This is a genomic window from Mesorhizobium loti, assembly GCF_013170705.1.
Taxonomy (GTDB): Bacteria; Pseudomonadota; Alphaproteobacteria; order Rhizobiales; family Rhizobiaceae; genus Mesorhizobium; species Mesorhizobium loti_D.
On sequence record NZ_CP033334.1, the window covers coordinates 4,828,787 to 4,845,218 of the forward strand.

The window sequence follows — 16,432 nt, forward strand, 5'->3', positions numbered from 1 at the left end:
TTACGGTCGGATTCCTTCTATGCGCTGCAAGGTCCCGACGAGCGGCAGACTATGCGCTGCAAGGTCCCGACGAGCGGCAGAACTGGTCGGAGTTACTCCTCTGTCGGCATGTGCAGATACATGGACTGGATGCCGACCCGGCCAGGGCCGGTGAAGCGATTGACGATGAAGTTCATATTGGCGCCGAAGAAGCCGCTCGACAGGCGGTCGATCTTGGTTTCCATCCTGACCGAGGCATCCTTGAACAGCCAGCCGCCCGGCTCGATGTCGATGGTCTCGCCAGCGGCAAGCGTCTTTTCGAAGACATTGCCGTAGCCGTGCAGCCAGACGATGCCGTCGCCGGTATCGCCGCGAAAACGGTCGATGAAGAAGCCGCTCTGGCCAAACAGCATCGTCGCCAGGCCGCGTACCCGCTCGAACGTGTAGTCGACATTGCCGGTGGCGGCGAGAAACTGGTGTTCGCGCACCTGGATCTCCTCGCCGCGCCTGAGATGGATCGGCACGATGTGGCCGGGCCCGTCACGGCTGAAGGCGATGATGCCCGCCCCCGACGCCTCGGTGACGAAGATCTGCATACCGGCCATCATGCGCTTCAGCGCGCCTTTGAGCGATTTCAGGCCGATGGTGATGGTGGAATTTTTCCAGAGCAGGATGTGGTGCTCGAAATAGACCGGCGTCCGTGTCACGTCGACCGAAAGCACGGGCACCAGTTCGCCCGCAATGTGATAGGTGACGCCACCAAAGGTTTCGTCCGACACCTGGGTCGGCATCAGTTCCGGCAAACTTGGCATGGTTCCCCCTCGCCGCCTTGCACGCCAGCCCATTCCGGCTTCCGCAAGGTCAGCGCAGCAGCTTGGTGCGTGACCCTCAGGCCGTCAAACGAAAACGGGCACATGCCGCGCCGCTCGCGAGAAGGTGATACGGAGTGCCAGCTGATGGCGCTCAGCCGGCAAGCGGCCTGCGATAGACCAGTGTCTGTTCGCCGGAGGGACCCGTGTGCTCGCCGGCATCGCCGGATCGTACGAAACCGTTCGCTTCGTAGAACGCGATGGCACGCTTGTTCTGTTCTTCCACTTCCAGGCGGATGGCGCGGGCTTCAGGGAAACTCTCGATGATCTCGTCGAGCAGCATGCCGCCGATGCCCCTGCCCTGCAGGACTGGAAGCACGTAGAGCTGTTTCAGCACGACCAATTCTCCGCCATCAGCGCCTTCGGCAAAAGCCACGCCACCAATGCGCTTGCCGTCATCGGCGACGAGAAACTCGCTGTTCGGCCGTGTCAGTCTGGTTCTCAGAGAAGCAATCGAATGCCATTGGTCGGTGATTTCAGTGACCTTGGCGGCGCCATAGATGGCGTCATAGGTCGCATGCCAGGTTTCAACCAGCAGCGCCCGGACGGCGGCGAGGTCGCGATCTCCGGCGGTGCGGACGAACATGGTTCTACTCGATGCCGAGCTTGGCCTTGACGAGGTCGTTGACCGCCTGCGGGTTGGCCTTGCCGCCTGTCGCCTTCATCACCTGGCCGACGAACCAGCCGGCCATGGTCGGCTTGGCGCGCGCCTGTTCGACCTTGTCAGGATTGGCAGCGATTACTTCGTCGACAGCCTTCTCGATGGCGCCGGTATCGGTGACCTGCTTCAAGCCTCGGCTTTCGACCAACTGACGTGGATCGCCACCTTCGTTCCAGACGATCTCGAACAGGTCCTTGGCGATCTTGCCGGAGATGGTGCCATCCTTGATCAGGTCGATGACGGCGCCAAGCTGGTCGGGCGAAACCGGCGCATTTTCAATGTCCTTGCCCGCCTTGTTCAATTGACCGAGCAGGTCGTTGATGACCCAGTTGGCGGCGAGCTTGCCGTCACGTCCGGCGGCCACCTTCTCGAAATAGTCGGCGACCGACTTTTCCGAGACCAGGATCGAAGCGTCGTAGGTCGAGAGACCCAGCGAGGTGATCAGCCGCGCCTTCTTGTCGTCGGGCAGTTCCGGCAGTCCTTTGGCCAAGGCATCGACATAGGCCTGGTCGAATTCCAGCGGCAGAAGATCGGGATCGGGGAAGTAGCGGTAGTCGTGCGCTTCTTCCTTCGAGCGCATGGAGCGCGTCTCGCCCTTGACGGGATCGTATAGCCGCGTTTCCTGATCGATCTTGCCGCCGTCTTCCAGGATAGCGATCTGGCGGCGCGCCTCATAGTCGATGGCCTGGCCGATGAAGCGGATCGAGTTCATGTTCTTGATCTCGCAGCGCGTGCCGAACTCGCCACCGGGCCGGCGTACCGAGACGTTGACGTCGGCGCGCAGCGAGCCTTCATCCATGTTGCCGTCGCAGGTGCCGAGATAGCGCATGATGGTGCGCAGCTTGGTGACATAGGCCTTGGCCTCATCGCCGGAACGCAGGTCGGGCTTGGAGACGATCTCCATCAGCGCCACGCCAGAGCGGTTGAGGTCGACATAGGACATGGTCGGATGCTGGTCGTGCATCGACTTGCCCGCATCCTGCTCCAGATGCAGCCGCTCGATGCCCACCTCGATATCCTCGAACTCGCCCTGCCGGTCGGGGCCGACCGAAACAATCACCGTGCCCTCGCCAACGATCGGCTGCTTGAACTGCGATATCTGGTAGCCCTGCGGCAGGTCGGGGTAGAAATAGTTTTTCCGGTCGAAGACGGACTTGTGGTTGATCCGCGCCTTCAGGCCGAGGCCGGTCCGGATCGCCTGCTTGACGCATTCCTCGTTGATGACAGGCAGCATGCCGGGCATTGCCGCATCGACCAGGCTGACATTGGCGTTGGGGGCAGCGCCGAAAGCGGTCGAGGCGCCGGAAAACAATTTTGCTTGCGAGATGACCTGCGCGTGCACCTCGAGACCGATAATGATTTCCCAGTCGCCGGTGGCGCCGGGGATCAGGCGTTTCGCGTCGGGCGTGCGGGTATCGATGAGGGTCATGGTGGCCTGCGCTTCTAGCTCGCGAAGATTGCGATTTTCGCAAATTTTGAGTGTTGGCCTTCGCTAGTGCAAACCGCCAAAAGAGACAAGCGCAAAGCCGCAGGCTAGCCTTTTCAGCCGCTCTCGCTTATAGGACGCTGATCCCAATGGAGAGTGGATGTCCACTTACGCTCAGTCCCGGTAGGGCCCTGACCTCCTAGCGAGGCAGGGCAGAAAACCTGAAACCCCGTGCCGCGAAGCTTCGCGGCGGCGGCATTTTTTGTTTTCCCGGAAACTCTCCCATGGATATTTCGCGCACTGAACAGCGCATCCTGCACCTGCTTGCGCAGGGCGGACGCATTGAAATCGAAAAGAACCAGAAGAAACGGATCGCCTCCGTCAAATGCCTGACCCGCGATGGCTGGCACTATCCGGGCGTCGATCTCGACCTGTTTCGAAAACTGAAACGCAAGAAGGCGGTTTCGTCGTCTGGCGGCGGTCCCTACCGCATCACAAGGCGCGGGCTCGAGCTCGTCCGCTCCGAACTCGACAACAGATAGCATATGGTTCCGCCGGTCGGACTTCCGGCCGGCGGCTCCGTTCACCGCTCAGGCGGTGGCGATATAGGCCCTGATCTCGTCCGCCTCGCGCTCGACATCCTCGATGCGGCGCTTGACCACGTCGCCGATGGAGACGATGCCATCAAGCAGGCCGTCCTTTTCCACCGGCAGATGGCGGAAACGGCCCCTGGTCATGATCTCCATCACCTCGTTGACGGTGTGGTTCTCGTTGCAGATCTTCACCTTCGGCGTCATTGCCGAACGCACGGCGATATCAAGCGCGGCGCTACCTTCCTTGGCAACGACCCGCACGATGTCGCGCTCCGACAGAATGCCGACGATCTTGCGATCGCCATTGGTGATGACCAGCGCGCCTATCTTGTGTTCGGCGAGGATGCGGATGGCTTCGCTGAGCTTTTCGTTCGGCCCGAGCGTCAGCACGTCGTGGCCTTTTCTTTCCAGAATTGCCTTAACCGTCATGGCGTCCTCCTCTGCTTCGCCTGCCGGCCCCCTGCCCAGACCGGCTGTCACGTAAGAGTGAACATCGTGCGCCGTGATCCGTTGCATTTCAAGTGCCGCGGTCGGCGGTCTCCCATTCGGGCGGCTGCCATCGCCGGTCGAACCAGCGCAGGCCGAAGAAGCCGGCGACGAAGCCGCCAATATGGGCCTCCCAGGCGATCTGTCCGTCCACTCCGGGGGCAAAGCCGAGCAGGCCGGTGGCGAGATTGATGATCATCCACACGGCGAGAAAGATCACGACGCCGCGCAAGCGCAATACGACCGCGATCGGCAGCACGGGGCCAGCGAAGGCAGCCTTGCCGGCCGATCGGTCGGTGCGGAAACCGAAACGCGCCGCGGCCCCCATCATGCCTGATATGGCGCCGGAGGCGCCGACCAGCGGTGCCTCGCCATAGGGGTGCATGGCCCAGAAAAGCGCCACGGAAGCCAGTCCGGTGGCCGCAAAGAACAGGGCGAACCAGAGCCCGCCGAGACGATTGGCCAGTGGCGAGCCAAAGGCGGCGAGCCAGACCATATTGATGGCGATATGCGCAAACCCGCCATGCATGAAGGCGTAAGTGAAGGGCCGCGTGAGCAGGAACCAGTCGAAGCCGTATTGGCCGGTGTAGAGGACGGGGATGAAGGCCCCGTCGTACAACAGCGTCATCTGTTGAGCGTCGTTCAGCACATATTGCTGCAGCAGGAAAACGACCGCGCAAATGCCGATCACCGCCAGCACGACGGGCGGCAGATTGAACACCGGCTCGCGCCGGGGCTCCGGCATCGGTTCGGCGTGTTCGCCCTCGGAAGGATCTTGCGGTTCGCTCATCTGCAATCGCACTCTATTGGTTCGATATGGGGGCTGGTTCGATCTGGGGCTGGTTCGATCTGGCAGCATCTAGATCATGGTCAATGGAACCGCAAACAGCGAATCGCCTTGGTGCGAATCAAAAAAGAAGCCGTCCAAGGTTTCCCTTGAACGGCCGGTCGAGCCCCCTGCTCCCCTAAAACTCTTGACTGAAGTGCTGCCGATCGTCGCGAAACGACCGCTTCTGGAGTGGTTTTGGTGTGCCACGGGGCCTGCCCGGGCGCAACGTAAACCAGTTGTTAACCTTAACGGCCCCGACCCGTGAACAAGTGTTAACGACGCTGGCACGCTTCCTGCTCCGCAACGCATGTAGGTCATCGGAGGGCGCCCTTCTGTTCACCGATGGGACATCAGACGACAGAATGCGCGGAGCAGCATACCATGAACCAAAACGGATCGATCACGCTGTTCCATTATTGGAACCGTCTGCGTGACGGACGCCCTGCCCCGAAGCGATCGGAAGTCGAACCGGCCGATATCAAGTCGTTGCTGGCCGATACGTTCATCCTGGAAAGGGACACACGTGGGCAGCCGGTGTTCCGCCTGGCCGGCACCAGGCTCTGCGCCTGCTATGGCCGCGAACTCAAGGGTTTCTCCTTCCCGTCACTATGGCGCGAGAAGGATCAGCGCTTGGTTTCAAGGCTGATTCATGGGGTTTTCGATCAGAAATCGGTCGTGTTGATCATATTCGAGGGCTTCAGTCGCAACGGCCGCTCGAACAAGTTCGAACTGCTTGCCTTGCCGCTTGACGGCGGCATCGAAAACCAGCGCTGCCTCGGCGTGGTCAGCGCCGTGGAGAAGCCATTCTGGCTGGGTGCCGACCCGATCACGGACGCACTGATCGATTCGATCCGTGTCATCGATCCGGAGAAAGAGCTGCTCAACAACCGTCCGGCGATCGACGTCCCCTCGCTTGTTCCAGCCGAACTCGATGCGCCCGATACGATCTCGGCGCTTGGCCGGGCGCGCCGCATCCGCCATCTCGTCGTCTTTGACGGCGGGCGCGAGGAATAGTTGATCATGCCACGGGTGCCGCAGGCTCGTTTTTCCCCTTTGTTAACCCGCTTTGTTGTAATTCTCCGGTGAAGTCCTTCGCATCGACGCGCGGGAATGCCAAACGGGGTGTAGGCAGTCATGAGGTCAGCGGCGGTCGACTACGCGCCGTCCCAAGCTGAAAGGCGTAACTTTCAGCGCGTCCGGGTCAAGATATACGGGCGATTCATGCTGGAAGACCGCACCGAGCATCCTTGCCAGGTCGTCGACATGTCGCCCGGTAACGTCGCGCTCCGCACCGATCGCATCGGCATGCCCGGCGAAAAGGTGATCGCCTATATCGACCATATCGGCCGCATCGAAGGCGTCGTCACACGCACGCTGCAGGACGGCTTCGCCATGACGGCGATCGCGTCCGACCGCAAGAAGGACAAGCTTGCGGCGCAGTTGACCTGGCTTGCCAACAAGCACGAACTCGACCTGCCGGAAGACCGCCGCCACGAACGCGTCGCGCCGCGCAACCCGACCAGCGTGCTGCAACTCACCGACGGCCGTCAGTACCAGTGCCGGATCATCGATCTGTCGCTGTCGGGCGCGGCGATCGAAATCGACGTCAAGCCGGCCATCGGCGTCCAGGTCATGCTGGGCACCATGCGTGGCCAGGTCGTTCGTCATTTCGAGGATGGCGTCGCCATAGAATTCGCCGTCATCCAACGTCCCGAAACGCTCGATTCCGAATTCAACACGCCCCGCGCCTGACCGGCGCGGGCAAGCAATCAAGCCGGCCCTTCGCGGCCGGTTTTTTGTTGCGGCAATCATCCAGGAAAATTTCCGGAAGCGGCTGAACCGCGCGGCAGCCCAAAAGTGGCCACCCGCCCCATGGGCAGCGAAGCCCTCACGCTCTTCACAAACTGATAATCCAAACAATTAAATACCAAAATGATTCAAATTTTATGTTTATTCTACTGGCGTTTTACTTAAAGTCTGCTTCGCGCCTTTGCGTCAAATAAATCCACATGTGGCAATGTCTCCTTCGAACGGGGAGACTAGAAATGAAAGAAACGAGGGGCAAGCTGTTGCTGATGGCAATGGCGATGCAGCTTTCCGCCTGGGGATCAGCATATGCCGCGGGACCGGCCTATATGCACACCGGCGGCCGTACCACGCAGCCTGTCGGCCACTACGAATTCTGCCAGCGCATCCCTGGCGAATGCAACGAGAAGACGCCCAAGGGCGCCCCAGTCGACCTGAGCCGCAAACTCTGGGCGACGATCGTCAGCATCAACAATTCGGTCAATAGCCGCATCAAACCGCGCACCGACATGGAAAACTACGGTGTCGAGGAGTACTGGGCCTATCCCGACAACGGCTACGGCGATTGCGAGGACTACGCGCTGGAGAAGCGCCGCGAACTGATGGACGCTGGCGTGCCGGCGGGTGATCTGCTGATGACGGTTGCACGCCAGCCGAATGGCGACGGCCACGCCGTGCTGACCGTGCGCACCAGCCTCGGCGAGTTCATCCTCGACAATCTGGAAACCAAGGTGCTGTCCTGGACGGACACCGACTACACCTATCTCAAGCGTCAATCGACGGAAAACTCCGGCGTTTGGGTGACGATCAACGACGGCCGTTCCGACGCGGTCGCCAGCGTCCGCTAGTGCGCCAGCATGTCGCCCAAAGCGGCAGCGGTTTTGCGGCATGCATGGAACAGAAATTAAGCGCATCGCGACGCGCTTGAGGAGAAACCCGGTCGAGTCCCCACCCTCCCCGTCCCCAACGACCGGGTCAAAGGAGCCGGCCCCGTCCCCGGGCCGGCTCCGCCATTTCCGGGGTAGCTGCTAAAATTGATCCCAATTCCATGGCATGGTGCGTTCGCGCCCTATATCTCCAGAAGATATCAGCAGCAGGAGGCCTTATGCCGACCGAAGCTCGATCACCGCGTCTTGCGGTTCTTATCGACGCGGACAACACCTCCGCCAAGATTGCCGACGGTTTGTTCGAGGAGATCGCGAAGATCGGCGAGGCCAGCGTGCGCCGTATATATGGCGACTTCTCCAGCACACGGTCCAAGAGTTGGGCAGACATATTGGCGAAGCACGCGATCATTCCTCAGCAGCAGTTCGCTTATACCACTGGCAAGAATGCTTCCGATATTACACTGGTGATCGACGCGATGGATCTGCTCCATAGCGGCCGTTTCGACGGTTTCTGCCTGGTTTCTTCCGACAGCGATTTCACGCGGCTCGCTGCGCGCATACGCGAACAGGGTGTCGATGTCTTCGGGTTCGGAGAGCAGAAAACCCCGGAGAGCTTTCGGCAGGCTTGCCGCAGATTCATCTACACCGAAAACCTTCTGCGTGGCCCGGCGAATATCCCGGACGCCGCGCCCGCATCGAAGCCGCTTCAATCATCCAGTGCCGCGCTGCCGATACTCAAGAAAGTCATCGGCCAGATGGACAGCGAAGATGGCTGGGTGCTGCTCGGCACGTTCGGAAAGCAGCTCTCGAACCTCTTCTCCGACTTTGACCCTCGCACCTACGGTTTCGGCAAACTGAGCGACCTGGTGAGGAATACATCCGAATTCGAGATCGAAGCGCCCAAAGGGGGAGCCATGCGCATTCGAATCAAGCCTGCGACCGTAAGGAAAGGAAAGAACAAATCCGCCTGATCCACGCGGGACTGCCGTCCCCGCACCCTGTCAGTTGGGTCATGACCTCAAAGCTTCTTCAGCCCTGCCTTGAAGCGCTTGCCATTTGCGACGTAGTGCGCGGCCGAGGCGCGCAGCCTGTCGACGGCCGCGTCGTCCAGCACCCTGATCGCCTTGGCCGGCGAGCCGACGATGAGCGAATTGTCGGGAAATTCCTTGCCTTCGGTGACCAGCGCGCCGGCGCCAACGAGCGAATTCCTGCCGATCCTGGCGCCGTTCAGCACGATGGCGCCCATGCCGATCAAGCTGTTGTCGCCGATGGTGCAGCCATGCAGCATGGCCCGGTGGCCGATCGTGCAGCCCTCGCCGACGGTCAGCGGAAAGCCGGGATCGGTGTGCATGACCGTGTGTTCCTGCACATTGCTGTCAGCGCCGATCACAACAGGTTCGTTGTCGCCGCGAATGACGACGCCAAACCAGAAGCCGGCATTGCGGCCGACGCGCACATTGCCGATCAGCGTCGCATCGGGCGCGATCCAGTTTGAACCCGCATCCTCGAAGCTGGGCTCTGTTCCGTCGATCGCATAAAGCGGCATTGTCGGTCTCCGAATCGTCTCAGATGCCGGACCCTAGGAGACTGATCATCCATGAGGCAATGGCGAGCGTGACAATGCCCAGCGCCAGGGACCAGGCAATCGCCGTGCAGCCGCATGACAAGAGCGCGACGGTCGAGATGCGACCCTCACGCCGCGCATCAAGGGCATCGTTGACCAGCATGAACGGCCCGGCGCCAGCCGTGGCTGCCAGCGAGCGCAGCACATGCGAGGGCGATACGTAGGGTTCGGTGAAGGCGACCTTGCGGCCTGATATCAGTTCCATCGCCGAGCCCGTCAGGCCGCAAACCGTCAGCCCGACGAGAAAAGCAAACAGGAAGAGTTCCATCTGGGCCACCTTAACCTTCCATTTACCATGAAATCGCACAGTCGTTTCAGGAAGGCTGCAAGAGCCGTGCCGCGTGATGTGTGCCGCCGAGGCACAACTGGAATGGCGGACGAGCGGTGGATGAGGACCGAGATGAAGCAGGCAGCGATCGCCGACGGCCCGGAACTCACCGTGGTCGATTCCATGCTGATGAAGCGGGTGTTCTACGCCTTCGCGGCACTTGCCTTGCTGTCCGTGGCGATCAGCCTTGGCGGCAAATGGTTCGGCCATTCGATCGCCATGGCCGGATACACGGATGATCCTACCATCCGCCAGGTCGTCATCGGCAACAATGTCATCGCGGTGCCGGCCAATTTCATCCGTTTCGCCCAAGCCCGGCGCGATGGCATCGCCTCGCGTCTCGACCTTTATCTGCGCTATCCCCAGATGGACGGCTACAGCGAGGCTGCTCGCGACGATTTCAATCACTCGGAAGCCAACAGGAACATCGTCTTCCTGTCCTTCGAACCGCAGATGATGTCGCGCGACATGAGTGGCCGGTTCGCGCCGATCTACAGCGCGCTCATCGTCCAGCCCGGCATTCCGGGACCTGGAGGCACGACGGTCTACGGTTTCAACGAGAAATCAGGGTATCTGAACGAGGTGCTGGTTGTCGGCAAGCGCCCGGGCAAGGATCCCTTCGTGGCTCGCTGCCTGAGCGGGCCGAGTGCCGATCAATCTCTGGCGCCTTGCGAGCGAGACGTCCATGTCGGCAACGATCTCAGCCTCACCTACCGTTTTCCCAAGGAATTCCTCGGCGACTGGCAGACGCTCGACGCGGCGATCACGGCCGAGGCCGGGCGATTCCTGAAGACCGGACATTGATGCAAAGACAGGCCACGCCCGGCGCGGCCTGTCTTTGGATTTGCGGGCTCAGCCCAGATCGATGTCGAGGATCGCCATCGAGAAATTGTAGTCGCCGTCATCCTCGTCCTTGAAGACGATGCCGAGGAACTCGTCACCGACATAGACTTCGGCCGAATCTTCCTTGCGTGGCCGTGCCTTGACCTCAAGCTTGGGGTTCTGGAAGACGCGCTTGAAATAGGCGTCCAGCTTTCTGATTTCGTCCGGCTTCAACAGTCTTCTCCGATCATCGGGCTTGCTGGTTTGAAGGGCGCTTCTGGCACGTCGACAATGGCGATGTAAAGGCAAGCCGGCCGTATTGCACCGGAAGCGGCGGCTACCGGGCACAATCGCAATCACGCCGGACAGCGCGCCGGCGCGGAATCAGATGTCGAAACTGATCACCTGGTCCATCTTCTGCGACGGCAGGAGCTGGTCCATCTGGCGCGAGGGCTGGTCGCAGCCGGTCTCGCCGACCACGCGGGCCGGCACGCCGGCAACCGTCTTGTTGTGCGGCACGGGCGACAGCACCACCGATCCGGCGGCGACCTTGGAGCAATGGCCGATCTCGATGTTGCCGAGGATCTTGGCCCCGGCGCCAATCAGCACGCCACGGCGGATCTTGGGGTGACGGTCACCGCCTGCCTTGCCGGTGCCGCCCAGCGTCACGCCGTGCAGGATCGATACATCGTCCTCGATCACCGCGGTCTCGCCGACGACCAAGCCGGTGGCGTGATCGATGAAGATGCCCTTGCCGATGCGCGCGGCCGGATTGATGTCGGTCTGGAAGACCGAGGACGAACGGCTCTGCAGGTAGAGCGCGAAATCCTTGCGGCCCTGGTTCCACAGCCAGTGCGCCAGCCGATGGGTCTGGATGGCGTGAAAACCCTTGAAATACAGAACCGGCATGATGAACCGGTCGCAAGCCGGGTCGCGGTCGTAATAGGCCTGGATGTCGACGCGCACGGTGGTCGGCCAGTCCTTGTCGTCGGTCAGCATGGTCTTGAAGGTCTGGCGGATGAGATCGGAGCCGATATCCTGATGGGCCAGCCGTTCCGCGATCCGGTGGATGACGGCCTCTTCCAGGCTCTCCTGGTTGAGGATCGTCGAATAGAGGAAGGCGGCGAGCAACGGATCGCGGTTGACCGCGTCCATCGCCTCGTCGCGGATTGAACGCCAGATCGGATCGACCGGCTGCAACGCGCTGTGGCGGGAAATGCTGATGCTGTTCATCGACGTCTCGTCCTGCGTCCTGCTGGCTTGCCTGTTGTGCTTGCCTGCTATCTGGCCGCACATATAAGCCAGATCATAGCACGATTGAACTCAATTTTCCTTAGTGCTTCGTCAAATGGATTTGGTTCGCAGGAATTCAAGCAGCCATGGAAAACGAACCCTTGATCGACCCGGCTCTGAAAACCGAGTTGTCAATGCTCTACCAAGCCGAGGATCGCCACTACCACAACCTCGCCCATATCGAGGCGATGCTGGCGCTGGCCGGCGATTATCGAACGCTGCTCGACGACCCCCGGGCGGTTGAAGCGGCGATCTGGTTCCACGACGCCATCTACGACAGCAAGGCCAAGGACAATGAGGCCAGAAGTGCAGCTCTTGCCGAGAAAAAGCTTGTGGGCAGCACCGATGCCGGGCGTCTGAACCGCATCAGCGCGATGATCCTCGCCACCGCCACGCACCAATTGCCTTTGTTCGACAACGCGGCGGCAACACGCGACGCCAGCCTCTTCCTCGACATGGACCTGTCCATCCTGGGTAGCGCGCCGGATGCTTTCGACGCCTATGAGCGCGCGGTCCGCCGCGAATATGGCTGGGTGGAGGAGCCGATGTGGCGTGCCGGACGGGGTGCCGTGCTGAAGGATTTCCTCGCCCGCCCGCATATCTTCCATACGCAGGAATTTCGCCAGCGCTTCGAGCCTCAGGCCAGGCTGAACATGGCGCGCTCGCTGGAGACCCTGCAGAAGCCTTCGTGATTTTTCGCTCTGGTTCTCCCGGCTTTCGCACGCGGCCCAAGGAGGCAGAACTGCGAGACACCGATATCGTCAAACGTGAACTCTTCTGAGGTGCCGACATGATGAGTAGCAATTTCTTCCAGCCGGTCGATGCCTCGGCCGTTCCCCGTTTTGCCGGGCTGTCGACCTTCATGCGGCTGCCGGCGGTGGCCAGCGCCGAAGGGCTCGATATCGCTCTCCTCGGCATACCGTGGGATGGCGGAACGACCAACCGCGCCGGCGCCCGCCACGGCCCGCGCGAGATCCGCAACCAGTCGAGCCTCATGCGGCGCGTCCACCACGTCTCGGGGACCGAACCGTTCAGCATCGCCAATGTCGCCGATGTCGGCGATCTCTCGGTCAATCCCATCAATCTCCTGGACGGGTTGAAACGCATCGAGGAAGGCATCGCCGCGATCGTGACGGCAGGCGCCATTCCGCTTGCCGCTGGCGGCGACCATCTGACGACACTGCCGGTGCTGCGCGCCGTCGCCAGGGAACGTGCGGTCGGCATGATCCATTTCGATGCGCATTCCGACACCAACGACCGTTATTTCGGCGACAATCCTTATACGCACGGCACGCCGTTCCGCCGCGCTATCGAGGAAGGCCTGCTCGACCCCAGGCGTGTCGTGCAGATCGGCATCCGAGGCTCGATCTATGAACCGGGCGAGCACGATTGGGCGGTCGCCCAGGGCATTCGCATCATCTACATGGAGGAATTCGTCAGGCGGGGTGCCGCCAGCGTCATGGAGGAAGCGCGCGCCATCGCCGGAACCGGCCCGACCTATGTGACCTTCGACATCGACTGCATCGACCCGTCGATGGCGCCGGGAACCGGCACGCCCGAGCTCGGCGGCTTCACCACCCGAGAGGCGCAGGAAATGGTGCGCCTGCTCGACGGGCTGAACATTGTCGGCGCCGATGTCGTGGAAGTGGCGCCGCCGTTCGATCTCGCCGGCATGACGGCGCTGGCGGGTGCCACGATGATGTTCGAATTGCTGTGCGTGCTGGCGAAGTCGGTTCAGGCAGCACGGGCACCGGACTAAGCGCAAGCACCAGCGCGGGCGGTCAAAGCGGATATTCGGCGTAGAACTCCAGCACGCGTTGCTTGAAGGTCTTGTCCCCGACCGCCAGCATGTGGTCGCGGCCGTCGATGTGGAAAGCCCTGGCGTTCGGCATCAGGGCGGCAAGCTCGTCGGGCGAGCCGCCGATATCGTCTGTCGTACCGACGGCAACCAGTGTCGGCTGGGCGATGCGAGCAATGTCTGTCTCGTCAAGCAATTCCCGGGATTTGGCGATGCAGGCGGCAAGCGCCCGGCGATCGCTGCGGGTCTGGTCGGCGAAGGCGCGAAAGGAGCGGCCGCGCGGATGGGTGGTCGCGGCTGGATCCTCGGCAAGCAGGGCCGCGGCAATCGGGTCCCAGTCGCCGACGCCGTCGATCATGCCGATGCCAAGGCCGCCAAAGACCAGCGTCGCCACCTTGTCCGGATCGGACAGGGCCAGGAACGCCGCGATGCGCGCGCCCATCGAATAGCCCATCACATGGGCCCGTTCGATGCCGAGATGGTCGAGCAAGGCGGCGGCATCGGATGCCATTTTCGCGGGCGTATAGTCGGCCTCGTCATAGCTCTTGGATGAAGAGCCATGGCCGCGATTGTCGAAGGCGATGGCGCGATAGCCGGCGTCGTTGAGCGTCTTGAACCAGCCGGGCGACACCCAGTTGACATAATGGCTCGAAGCGAAGCCGTGGATCATGAGCACGGGATCGCCCTCGCCCGACACCGGCTGGCGATCGAGGAAGGCAAGATCGAACCCGTCATGGGGAAAAAACTGCATCGGAAGGCGACCCCTGCTCTCAGTCGGAATCGACGTTCGGAGAATCGCCCTTGTCCGCCGGCGACATGCCGGGCCCCGACGCGGTGCCGATCACGGGATGGCGCAACAGATCGCCGTCCACGATACCGTCCTTGGCGGCCGTGCCGGCCTTGAGCTCAAGTACGAAGCGGACCGGTTCACCGGGCGACACAATCGCCTCGGATTGCGGCTCCCCTTGCTTGATCGCGCGGATCCTGCCGTCCTGGCCGACAAAGATCAGGTCGAGCGGCATCGGCGTGTTCTTCATCCAGAAACTGACATTGCGTGTCTCATCGAAGACGAACAGCATGCCATGATTGGCAGCCATGTCCTCACGAAACATCAGGCCGGCCTCACGCTCGGCCTCGGTGTCGGCGACTTCGATCGAGAAGGAGCGTTCGCCTTGTTTCGTCACCGCGACCAGCGGCGTCGGGTCGACAGGAAGGATCATCGCCCGGCCGTCGGCCGCGCTGGGGACCTGGAAATAGAAGAAGGCGCCCGCGGCGATGATGACGGCAGCAGCGGCGCACAACACGCCCGCCGTCAGCCAGTTCTTGTGAGCCATATGAAATCCTCGGCCGGAATCGCCCTAGTGCGAGATCGGCAAGGTGCCCATATCGGGGTGAATTTCGGCGGCCATAAGGCCTTTGTCACCACGACCGAAACGGACAAGCACAACCTGCCCCGGCCGAAGCTCGGTGATGCCGTAGCGGCGCAAGGTCTCCATATGGACAAAGATGTCCTCGGTGCCCTCGCCACGCGTCAGGAAGCCGAAACCCTTGGTGCGGTTGAACCACTTGACCAAAGCGCGTTCGAGCCCGCTCTCCGGCGTCACCGCGACATGGGTGCGCTGTTCCTGCATTTCCGCGGGATGGACAGCGGTGGTGACATCCATGGACAGCACGCGGAATGCCTGCAGCCCGCGATCGCCCTGTTTGACCAGGCAGACGACGCGCGCCCCTTCCAAGGCTGTCTGGAAGCCGTCTTTTCGAAGGCATGTCACATGGAGGAGGATATCGCCCGAGACACCGTCATCGGGAAGGATGAACCCATAGCCCTTGGCCACATCGAACCACTTGATGGCGCCGGCAATTTCGGTCAGGTCGGCGGCATCGCCGCCTTCATCGCGCTTCAAGGCGTCGCCAAGGGTTCCGGCCCGCCCCGTCAAAGAGGCCTTTTCCCCCATAAGAATGCCCCCTTTTTGCAAGAACACCGCAACTGATTCTTGACACCAGATTAACACCGCGGCTTCCGGTGTGTGCAAGACCTGCCGTGCCTTTTTTCACGGTTCATTGCGCGAATACCGGATTTGTTCTTTGCCGGCATTGCCCGCCGCCGGCAGATTGCCCTTTGCACGGCTCGACCCTATGTTGCGCCGCATCCCAACAGAACGAGGAAAACACATGCGCTATCTGCACACCATGGTCCGCGTCGCCGATGTCGATGCCTCGCTCGATTTCTACTGCAACAAGCTCGGACTTAAGGAAGTCCGCCGCTATGAAAACGAACAGGGCCGCTTCACGCTGATCTTCCTTGCCGCCTCCGAGGACGAGCAGAGCGGCATCAACGAGAAGGCGCCGCTGATCGAACTCACTTACAACTGGGACCCCGAAGACTACAAGGGCGGGCGCAATTTCGGCCACCTCGCCTATGAGGTCGACGACATCTACGCCACCTGCCAGCATCTTATGGACAATGGCGTCGTCATCAACCGGCCGCCGCGCGACGGCAACATGGCCTTCATCAGGTCGCCGGACGGCATCTCGATCGAGCTTTTGCAGAAAGGCCCGGCGAAGGCCAAGGCCGAACCCTGGGCTTCGATGGCAAACACCGGAAGCTGGTAGGCGTTGATCCGGGCGGACAGCGCCCGGCAACCCTTTGCGCTCGGCAAGATACTGCCTATCTGTGTCGTGCCGTGCCAGCGCCGGCCCATTGTCAGGGAACGGGCACCCGTCCGCGGAGAATTCCACATGCCATCCAGCCATGCCGACGTCGCCACAGAACATGCCAGCCGCTACCTGCAGCAATTGTGCAAGCATTGGGCGCACAAATTCCCGGTCGAGTTCGATCCGCACCACGGCGCGATCGACCTCTCGCTTGGTCGCACCGTCATGGATGCCGATGCGGCCGCACTGCACATCACGGTGTCGACCGATGAGGCAGGAGCGCTCGAGCGCCTGGAAAGCGTGGTCGCCGATCATATCAAGCGCTTCGCCTTCCGCGAGGAACTGACCTTCGACTGGAAGCCGGCGGAGGCGTGAT

The 16,432-nt window shown here is 61.6% G+C and carries 22 protein-coding genes; 10 read left to right on the forward strand and 12 right to left on the reverse strand.

The features are described 5' to 3' along the window. Positions 1 to 92 precede the first annotated feature (92 nt). The 3 genes from EB815_RS23605 to gatB form a co-directional block, all read right to left on the reverse strand. Positions 93 to 791 carry an AIM24 family protein gene (locus EB815_RS23605; RefSeq protein WP_056566550.1) on the reverse strand — a complete coding sequence of 233 codons (699 nt, stop codon included), beginning with the start codon at positions 789 to 791 and terminating at the stop codon, positions 93 to 95. Between the two features lie 151 nt (positions 792 to 942). Beyond that, positions 943 to 1,434, reverse strand: a complete 492-nt coding sequence (locus EB815_RS23610) for a GNAT family N-acetyltransferase (protein WP_056566553.1) — start codon at positions 1,432 to 1,434, stop codon at positions 943 to 945. Between the two features lie 4 nt (positions 1,435 to 1,438). After that, on the reverse strand, positions 1,439 to 2,938 hold the full coding sequence (gatB, locus tag EB815_RS23615; protein WP_056566555.1) for an Asp-tRNA(Asn)/Glu-tRNA(Gln) amidotransferase subunit GatB: 1,500 nt from the start codon (positions 2,936 to 2,938) through the stop codon (positions 1,439 to 1,441). A gap of 281 nt (positions 2,939 to 3,219) precedes the next feature. On the opposite strand from gatB, the gene EB815_RS23620 reads away from it, so the two are divergent. Further along, positions 3,220 to 3,477 (forward strand): YjhX family toxin, encoded by a 258-nt coding sequence (locus EB815_RS23620; RefSeq protein ID WP_013895772.1) that lies wholly within the window; start codon positions 3,220 to 3,222, stop codon positions 3,475 to 3,477. Positions 3,478 to 3,525: 48 nt separating this feature from the next. Here the strand turns inward: EB815_RS23620 and EB815_RS23625 are convergent, their stop codons facing one another. After that, positions 3,526 to 3,957, reverse strand: coding sequence for a CBS domain-containing protein (locus EB815_RS23625; protein ID WP_056566860.1), 432 nt, complete (start codon positions 3,955 to 3,957; stop codon positions 3,526 to 3,528). 88 nt (positions 3,958 to 4,045) lie between these two features. After that, positions 4,046 to 4,804 (reverse strand): rhomboid family intramembrane serine protease, encoded by a 759-nt coding sequence (locus EB815_RS23630; protein WP_056566558.1) that lies wholly within the window; start codon positions 4,802 to 4,804, stop codon positions 4,046 to 4,048. A gap of 420 nt (positions 4,805 to 5,224) precedes the next feature. Between EB815_RS23630 and EB815_RS23635 the strand changes: the two genes are divergently transcribed. The 4 genes from EB815_RS23635 (at position 5,225) to EB815_RS23650 (ending at position 8,507) form a co-directional block, all read left to right on the forward strand. Then, a complete protein-coding gene (locus tag EB815_RS23635; RefSeq protein ID WP_056566561.1) occupies positions 5,225 to 5,857 on the forward strand; it encodes a PAS domain-containing protein in 633 nt (210 codons plus the stop codon). Between the two features lie 120 nt (positions 5,858 to 5,977). Further along, entirely contained in the window at positions 5,978 to 6,595 is a 618-nt protein-coding gene (locus EB815_RS23640) for a PilZ domain-containing protein (protein ID WP_065005071.1), read from the forward strand. Between the two features lie 293 nt (positions 6,596 to 6,888). Next, entirely contained in the window at positions 6,889 to 7,497 is a 609-nt protein-coding gene (locus EB815_RS23645; protein WP_056566567.1) for a transglutaminase-like cysteine peptidase, read from the forward strand. A 257-nt stretch (positions 7,498 to 7,754) separates the two neighbouring features. Further along, entirely contained in the window at positions 7,755 to 8,507 is a 753-nt protein-coding gene (locus EB815_RS23650) for an NYN domain-containing protein (RefSeq protein WP_056566570.1), read from the forward strand. Between the two features lie 47 nt (positions 8,508 to 8,554). On the opposite strand, the gene EB815_RS23655 is transcribed toward EB815_RS23650, so the two are convergent. After that, positions 8,555 to 9,082 (reverse strand): gamma carbonic anhydrase family protein, encoded by a 528-nt coding sequence (locus tag EB815_RS23655; RefSeq protein ID WP_056566573.1) that lies wholly within the window; start codon positions 9,080 to 9,082, stop codon positions 8,555 to 8,557. 19 nt (positions 9,083 to 9,101) lie between these two features. Then, the gene (locus EB815_RS23660) at positions 9,102 to 9,428 is read right to left on the reverse strand and encodes a DUF6949 family protein (RefSeq protein ID WP_056566577.1); all 327 of its coding nucleotides are present in this window, start codon (positions 9,426 to 9,428) and stop codon (positions 9,102 to 9,104) included. 132 nt (positions 9,429 to 9,560) lie between these two features. On the opposite strand from EB815_RS23660, the gene EB815_RS23665 reads away from it, so the two are divergent. Then, on the forward strand, positions 9,561 to 10,292 hold the full coding sequence (locus tag EB815_RS23665; protein ID WP_056566863.1) for a hypothetical protein: 732 nt from the start codon (positions 9,561 to 9,563) through the stop codon (positions 10,290 to 10,292). A gap of 48 nt (positions 10,293 to 10,340) precedes the next feature. Here the strand turns inward: EB815_RS23665 and EB815_RS23670 are convergent, their stop codons facing one another. Together EB815_RS23670 and cysE are read right to left on the reverse strand one after the other, a co-directional pair. Further along, positions 10,341 to 10,544 carry a DUF3126 family protein gene (locus EB815_RS23670; RefSeq protein ID WP_019857879.1) on the reverse strand — a complete coding sequence of 68 codons (204 nt, stop codon included), beginning with the start codon at positions 10,542 to 10,544 and terminating at the stop codon, positions 10,341 to 10,343. A gap of 150 nt (positions 10,545 to 10,694) precedes the next feature. Beyond that, a complete protein-coding gene (cysE, locus tag EB815_RS23675; protein WP_056566866.1) occupies positions 10,695 to 11,543 on the reverse strand; it encodes a serine O-acetyltransferase in 849 nt (282 codons plus the stop codon). 146 nt (positions 11,544 to 11,689) lie between these two features. On the opposite strand from cysE, the gene EB815_RS23680 reads away from it, so the two are divergent. Further along, entirely contained in the window at positions 11,690 to 12,295 is a 606-nt protein-coding gene (locus EB815_RS23680) for an HD domain-containing protein (protein ID WP_056566581.1), read from the forward strand. A gap of 101 nt (positions 12,296 to 12,396) precedes the next feature. Beyond that, positions 12,397 to 13,362 (forward strand): agmatinase, encoded by a 966-nt coding sequence (speB, locus tag EB815_RS23685; protein WP_056566868.1) that lies wholly within the window; start codon positions 12,397 to 12,399, stop codon positions 13,360 to 13,362. 22 nt (positions 13,363 to 13,384) lie between these two features. On the opposite strand, the gene EB815_RS23690 is transcribed toward speB, so the two are convergent. From EB815_RS23690 to EB815_RS23700, 3 genes are read right to left on the reverse strand one after another with little or no spacing between them, the layout of a single operon-like run. Then, entirely contained in the window at positions 13,385 to 14,152 is a 768-nt protein-coding gene (locus tag EB815_RS23690) for an alpha/beta fold hydrolase (RefSeq protein ID WP_056566583.1), read from the reverse strand. A 19-nt stretch (positions 14,153 to 14,171) separates the two neighbouring features. Beyond that, positions 14,172 to 14,735 (reverse strand): DUF192 domain-containing protein, encoded by a 564-nt coding sequence (locus tag EB815_RS23695; RefSeq protein ID WP_056566586.1) that lies wholly within the window; start codon positions 14,733 to 14,735, stop codon positions 14,172 to 14,174. A gap of 24 nt (positions 14,736 to 14,759) precedes the next feature. Next, positions 14,760 to 15,356 (reverse strand): cold-shock protein, encoded by a 597-nt coding sequence (locus EB815_RS23700; protein WP_056566589.1) that lies wholly within the window; start codon positions 15,354 to 15,356, stop codon positions 14,760 to 14,762. Between the two features lie 217 nt (positions 15,357 to 15,573). On the opposite strand from EB815_RS23700, the gene gloA reads away from it, so the two are divergent. Together gloA and EB815_RS23710 are read left to right on the forward strand one after the other, a co-directional pair. Next, positions 15,574 to 16,014, forward strand: a complete 441-nt coding sequence (gene gloA / locus EB815_RS23705; RefSeq protein ID WP_056566592.1) for a lactoylglutathione lyase — start codon at positions 15,574 to 15,576, stop codon at positions 16,012 to 16,014. A 126-nt stretch (positions 16,015 to 16,140) separates the two neighbouring features. Continuing rightward, the gene (locus EB815_RS23710) at positions 16,141 to 16,431 is read left to right on the forward strand and encodes a DUF2218 domain-containing protein (protein ID WP_056566595.1); all 291 of its coding nucleotides are present in this window, start codon (positions 16,141 to 16,143) and stop codon (positions 16,429 to 16,431) included. Position 16,432 lies beyond the last annotated feature (1 nt).

What these genes read in the sequence shown, in the direction of transcription:
- EB815_RS23605 (WP_056566550.1), bottom strand. Translation starts at nt 791, where the DNA reads ATGCCAAGTTTGCCGGAACTGATGCCGACCCAGGTGTCGGACGAAACC.
- EB815_RS23610 (WP_056566553.1), bottom strand. Translation starts at nt 1,434, where the DNA reads ATGTTCGTCCGCACCGCCGGAGATCGCGACCTCGCCGCCGTCCGGGCG.
- gatB (WP_056566555.1), bottom strand. Translation starts at nt 2,938, where the DNA reads ATGACCCTCATCGATACCCGCACGCCCGACGCGAAACGCCTGATCCCC.
- EB815_RS23620 (WP_013895772.1), top strand. Translation starts at nt 3,220, where the DNA reads ATGGATATTTCGCGCACTGAACAGCGCATCCTGCACCTGCTTGCGCAG.
- EB815_RS23625 (WP_056566860.1), bottom strand. Translation starts at nt 3,957, where the DNA reads ATGACGGTTAAGGCAATTCTGGAAAGAAAAGGCCACGACGTGCTGACG.
- EB815_RS23630 (WP_056566558.1), bottom strand. Translation starts at nt 4,804, where the DNA reads ATGAGCGAACCGCAAGATCCTTCCGAGGGCGAACACGCCGAACCGATG.
- EB815_RS23635 (WP_056566561.1), top strand. Translation starts at nt 5,225, where the DNA reads ATGAACCAAAACGGATCGATCACGCTGTTCCATTATTGGAACCGTCTG.
- EB815_RS23640 (WP_065005071.1), top strand. Translation starts at nt 5,978, where the DNA reads ATGAGGTCAGCGGCGGTCGACTACGCGCCGTCCCAAGCTGAAAGGCGT.
- EB815_RS23645 (WP_056566567.1), top strand. Translation starts at nt 6,889, where the DNA reads ATGAAAGAAACGAGGGGCAAGCTGTTGCTGATGGCAATGGCGATGCAG.
- EB815_RS23650 (WP_056566570.1), top strand. Translation starts at nt 7,755, where the DNA reads ATGCCGACCGAAGCTCGATCACCGCGTCTTGCGGTTCTTATCGACGCG.
- EB815_RS23655 (WP_056566573.1), bottom strand. Translation starts at nt 9,082, where the DNA reads ATGCCGCTTTATGCGATCGACGGAACAGAGCCCAGCTTCGAGGATGCG.
- EB815_RS23660 (WP_056566577.1), bottom strand. Translation starts at nt 9,428, where the DNA reads ATGGAACTCTTCCTGTTTGCTTTTCTCGTCGGGCTGACGGTTTGCGGC.
- EB815_RS23665 (WP_056566863.1), top strand. Translation starts at nt 9,561, where the DNA reads ATGAAGCAGGCAGCGATCGCCGACGGCCCGGAACTCACCGTGGTCGAT.
- cysE (WP_056566866.1), bottom strand. Translation starts at nt 11,543, where the DNA reads ATGAACAGCATCAGCATTTCCCGCCACAGCGCGTTGCAGCCGGTCGAT.
- EB815_RS23680 (WP_056566581.1), top strand. Translation starts at nt 11,690, where the DNA reads ATGGAAAACGAACCCTTGATCGACCCGGCTCTGAAAACCGAGTTGTCA.
- speB (WP_056566868.1), top strand. Translation starts at nt 12,397, where the DNA reads ATGAGTAGCAATTTCTTCCAGCCGGTCGATGCCTCGGCCGTTCCCCGT.
- EB815_RS23690 (WP_056566583.1), bottom strand. Translation starts at nt 14,152, where the DNA reads ATGCAGTTTTTTCCCCATGACGGGTTCGATCTTGCCTTCCTCGATCGC.
- EB815_RS23695 (WP_056566586.1), bottom strand. Translation starts at nt 14,735, where the DNA reads ATGGCTCACAAGAACTGGCTGACGGCGGGCGTGTTGTGCGCCGCTGCT.
- EB815_RS23700 (WP_056566589.1), bottom strand. Translation starts at nt 15,356, where the DNA reads ATGGGGGAAAAGGCCTCTTTGACGGGGCGGGCCGGAACCCTTGGCGAC.
- gloA (WP_056566592.1), top strand. Translation starts at nt 15,574, where the DNA reads ATGCGCTATCTGCACACCATGGTCCGCGTCGCCGATGTCGATGCCTCG.
- EB815_RS23710 (WP_056566595.1), top strand. Translation starts at nt 16,141, where the DNA reads ATGCCATCCAGCCATGCCGACGTCGCCACAGAACATGCCAGCCGCTAC.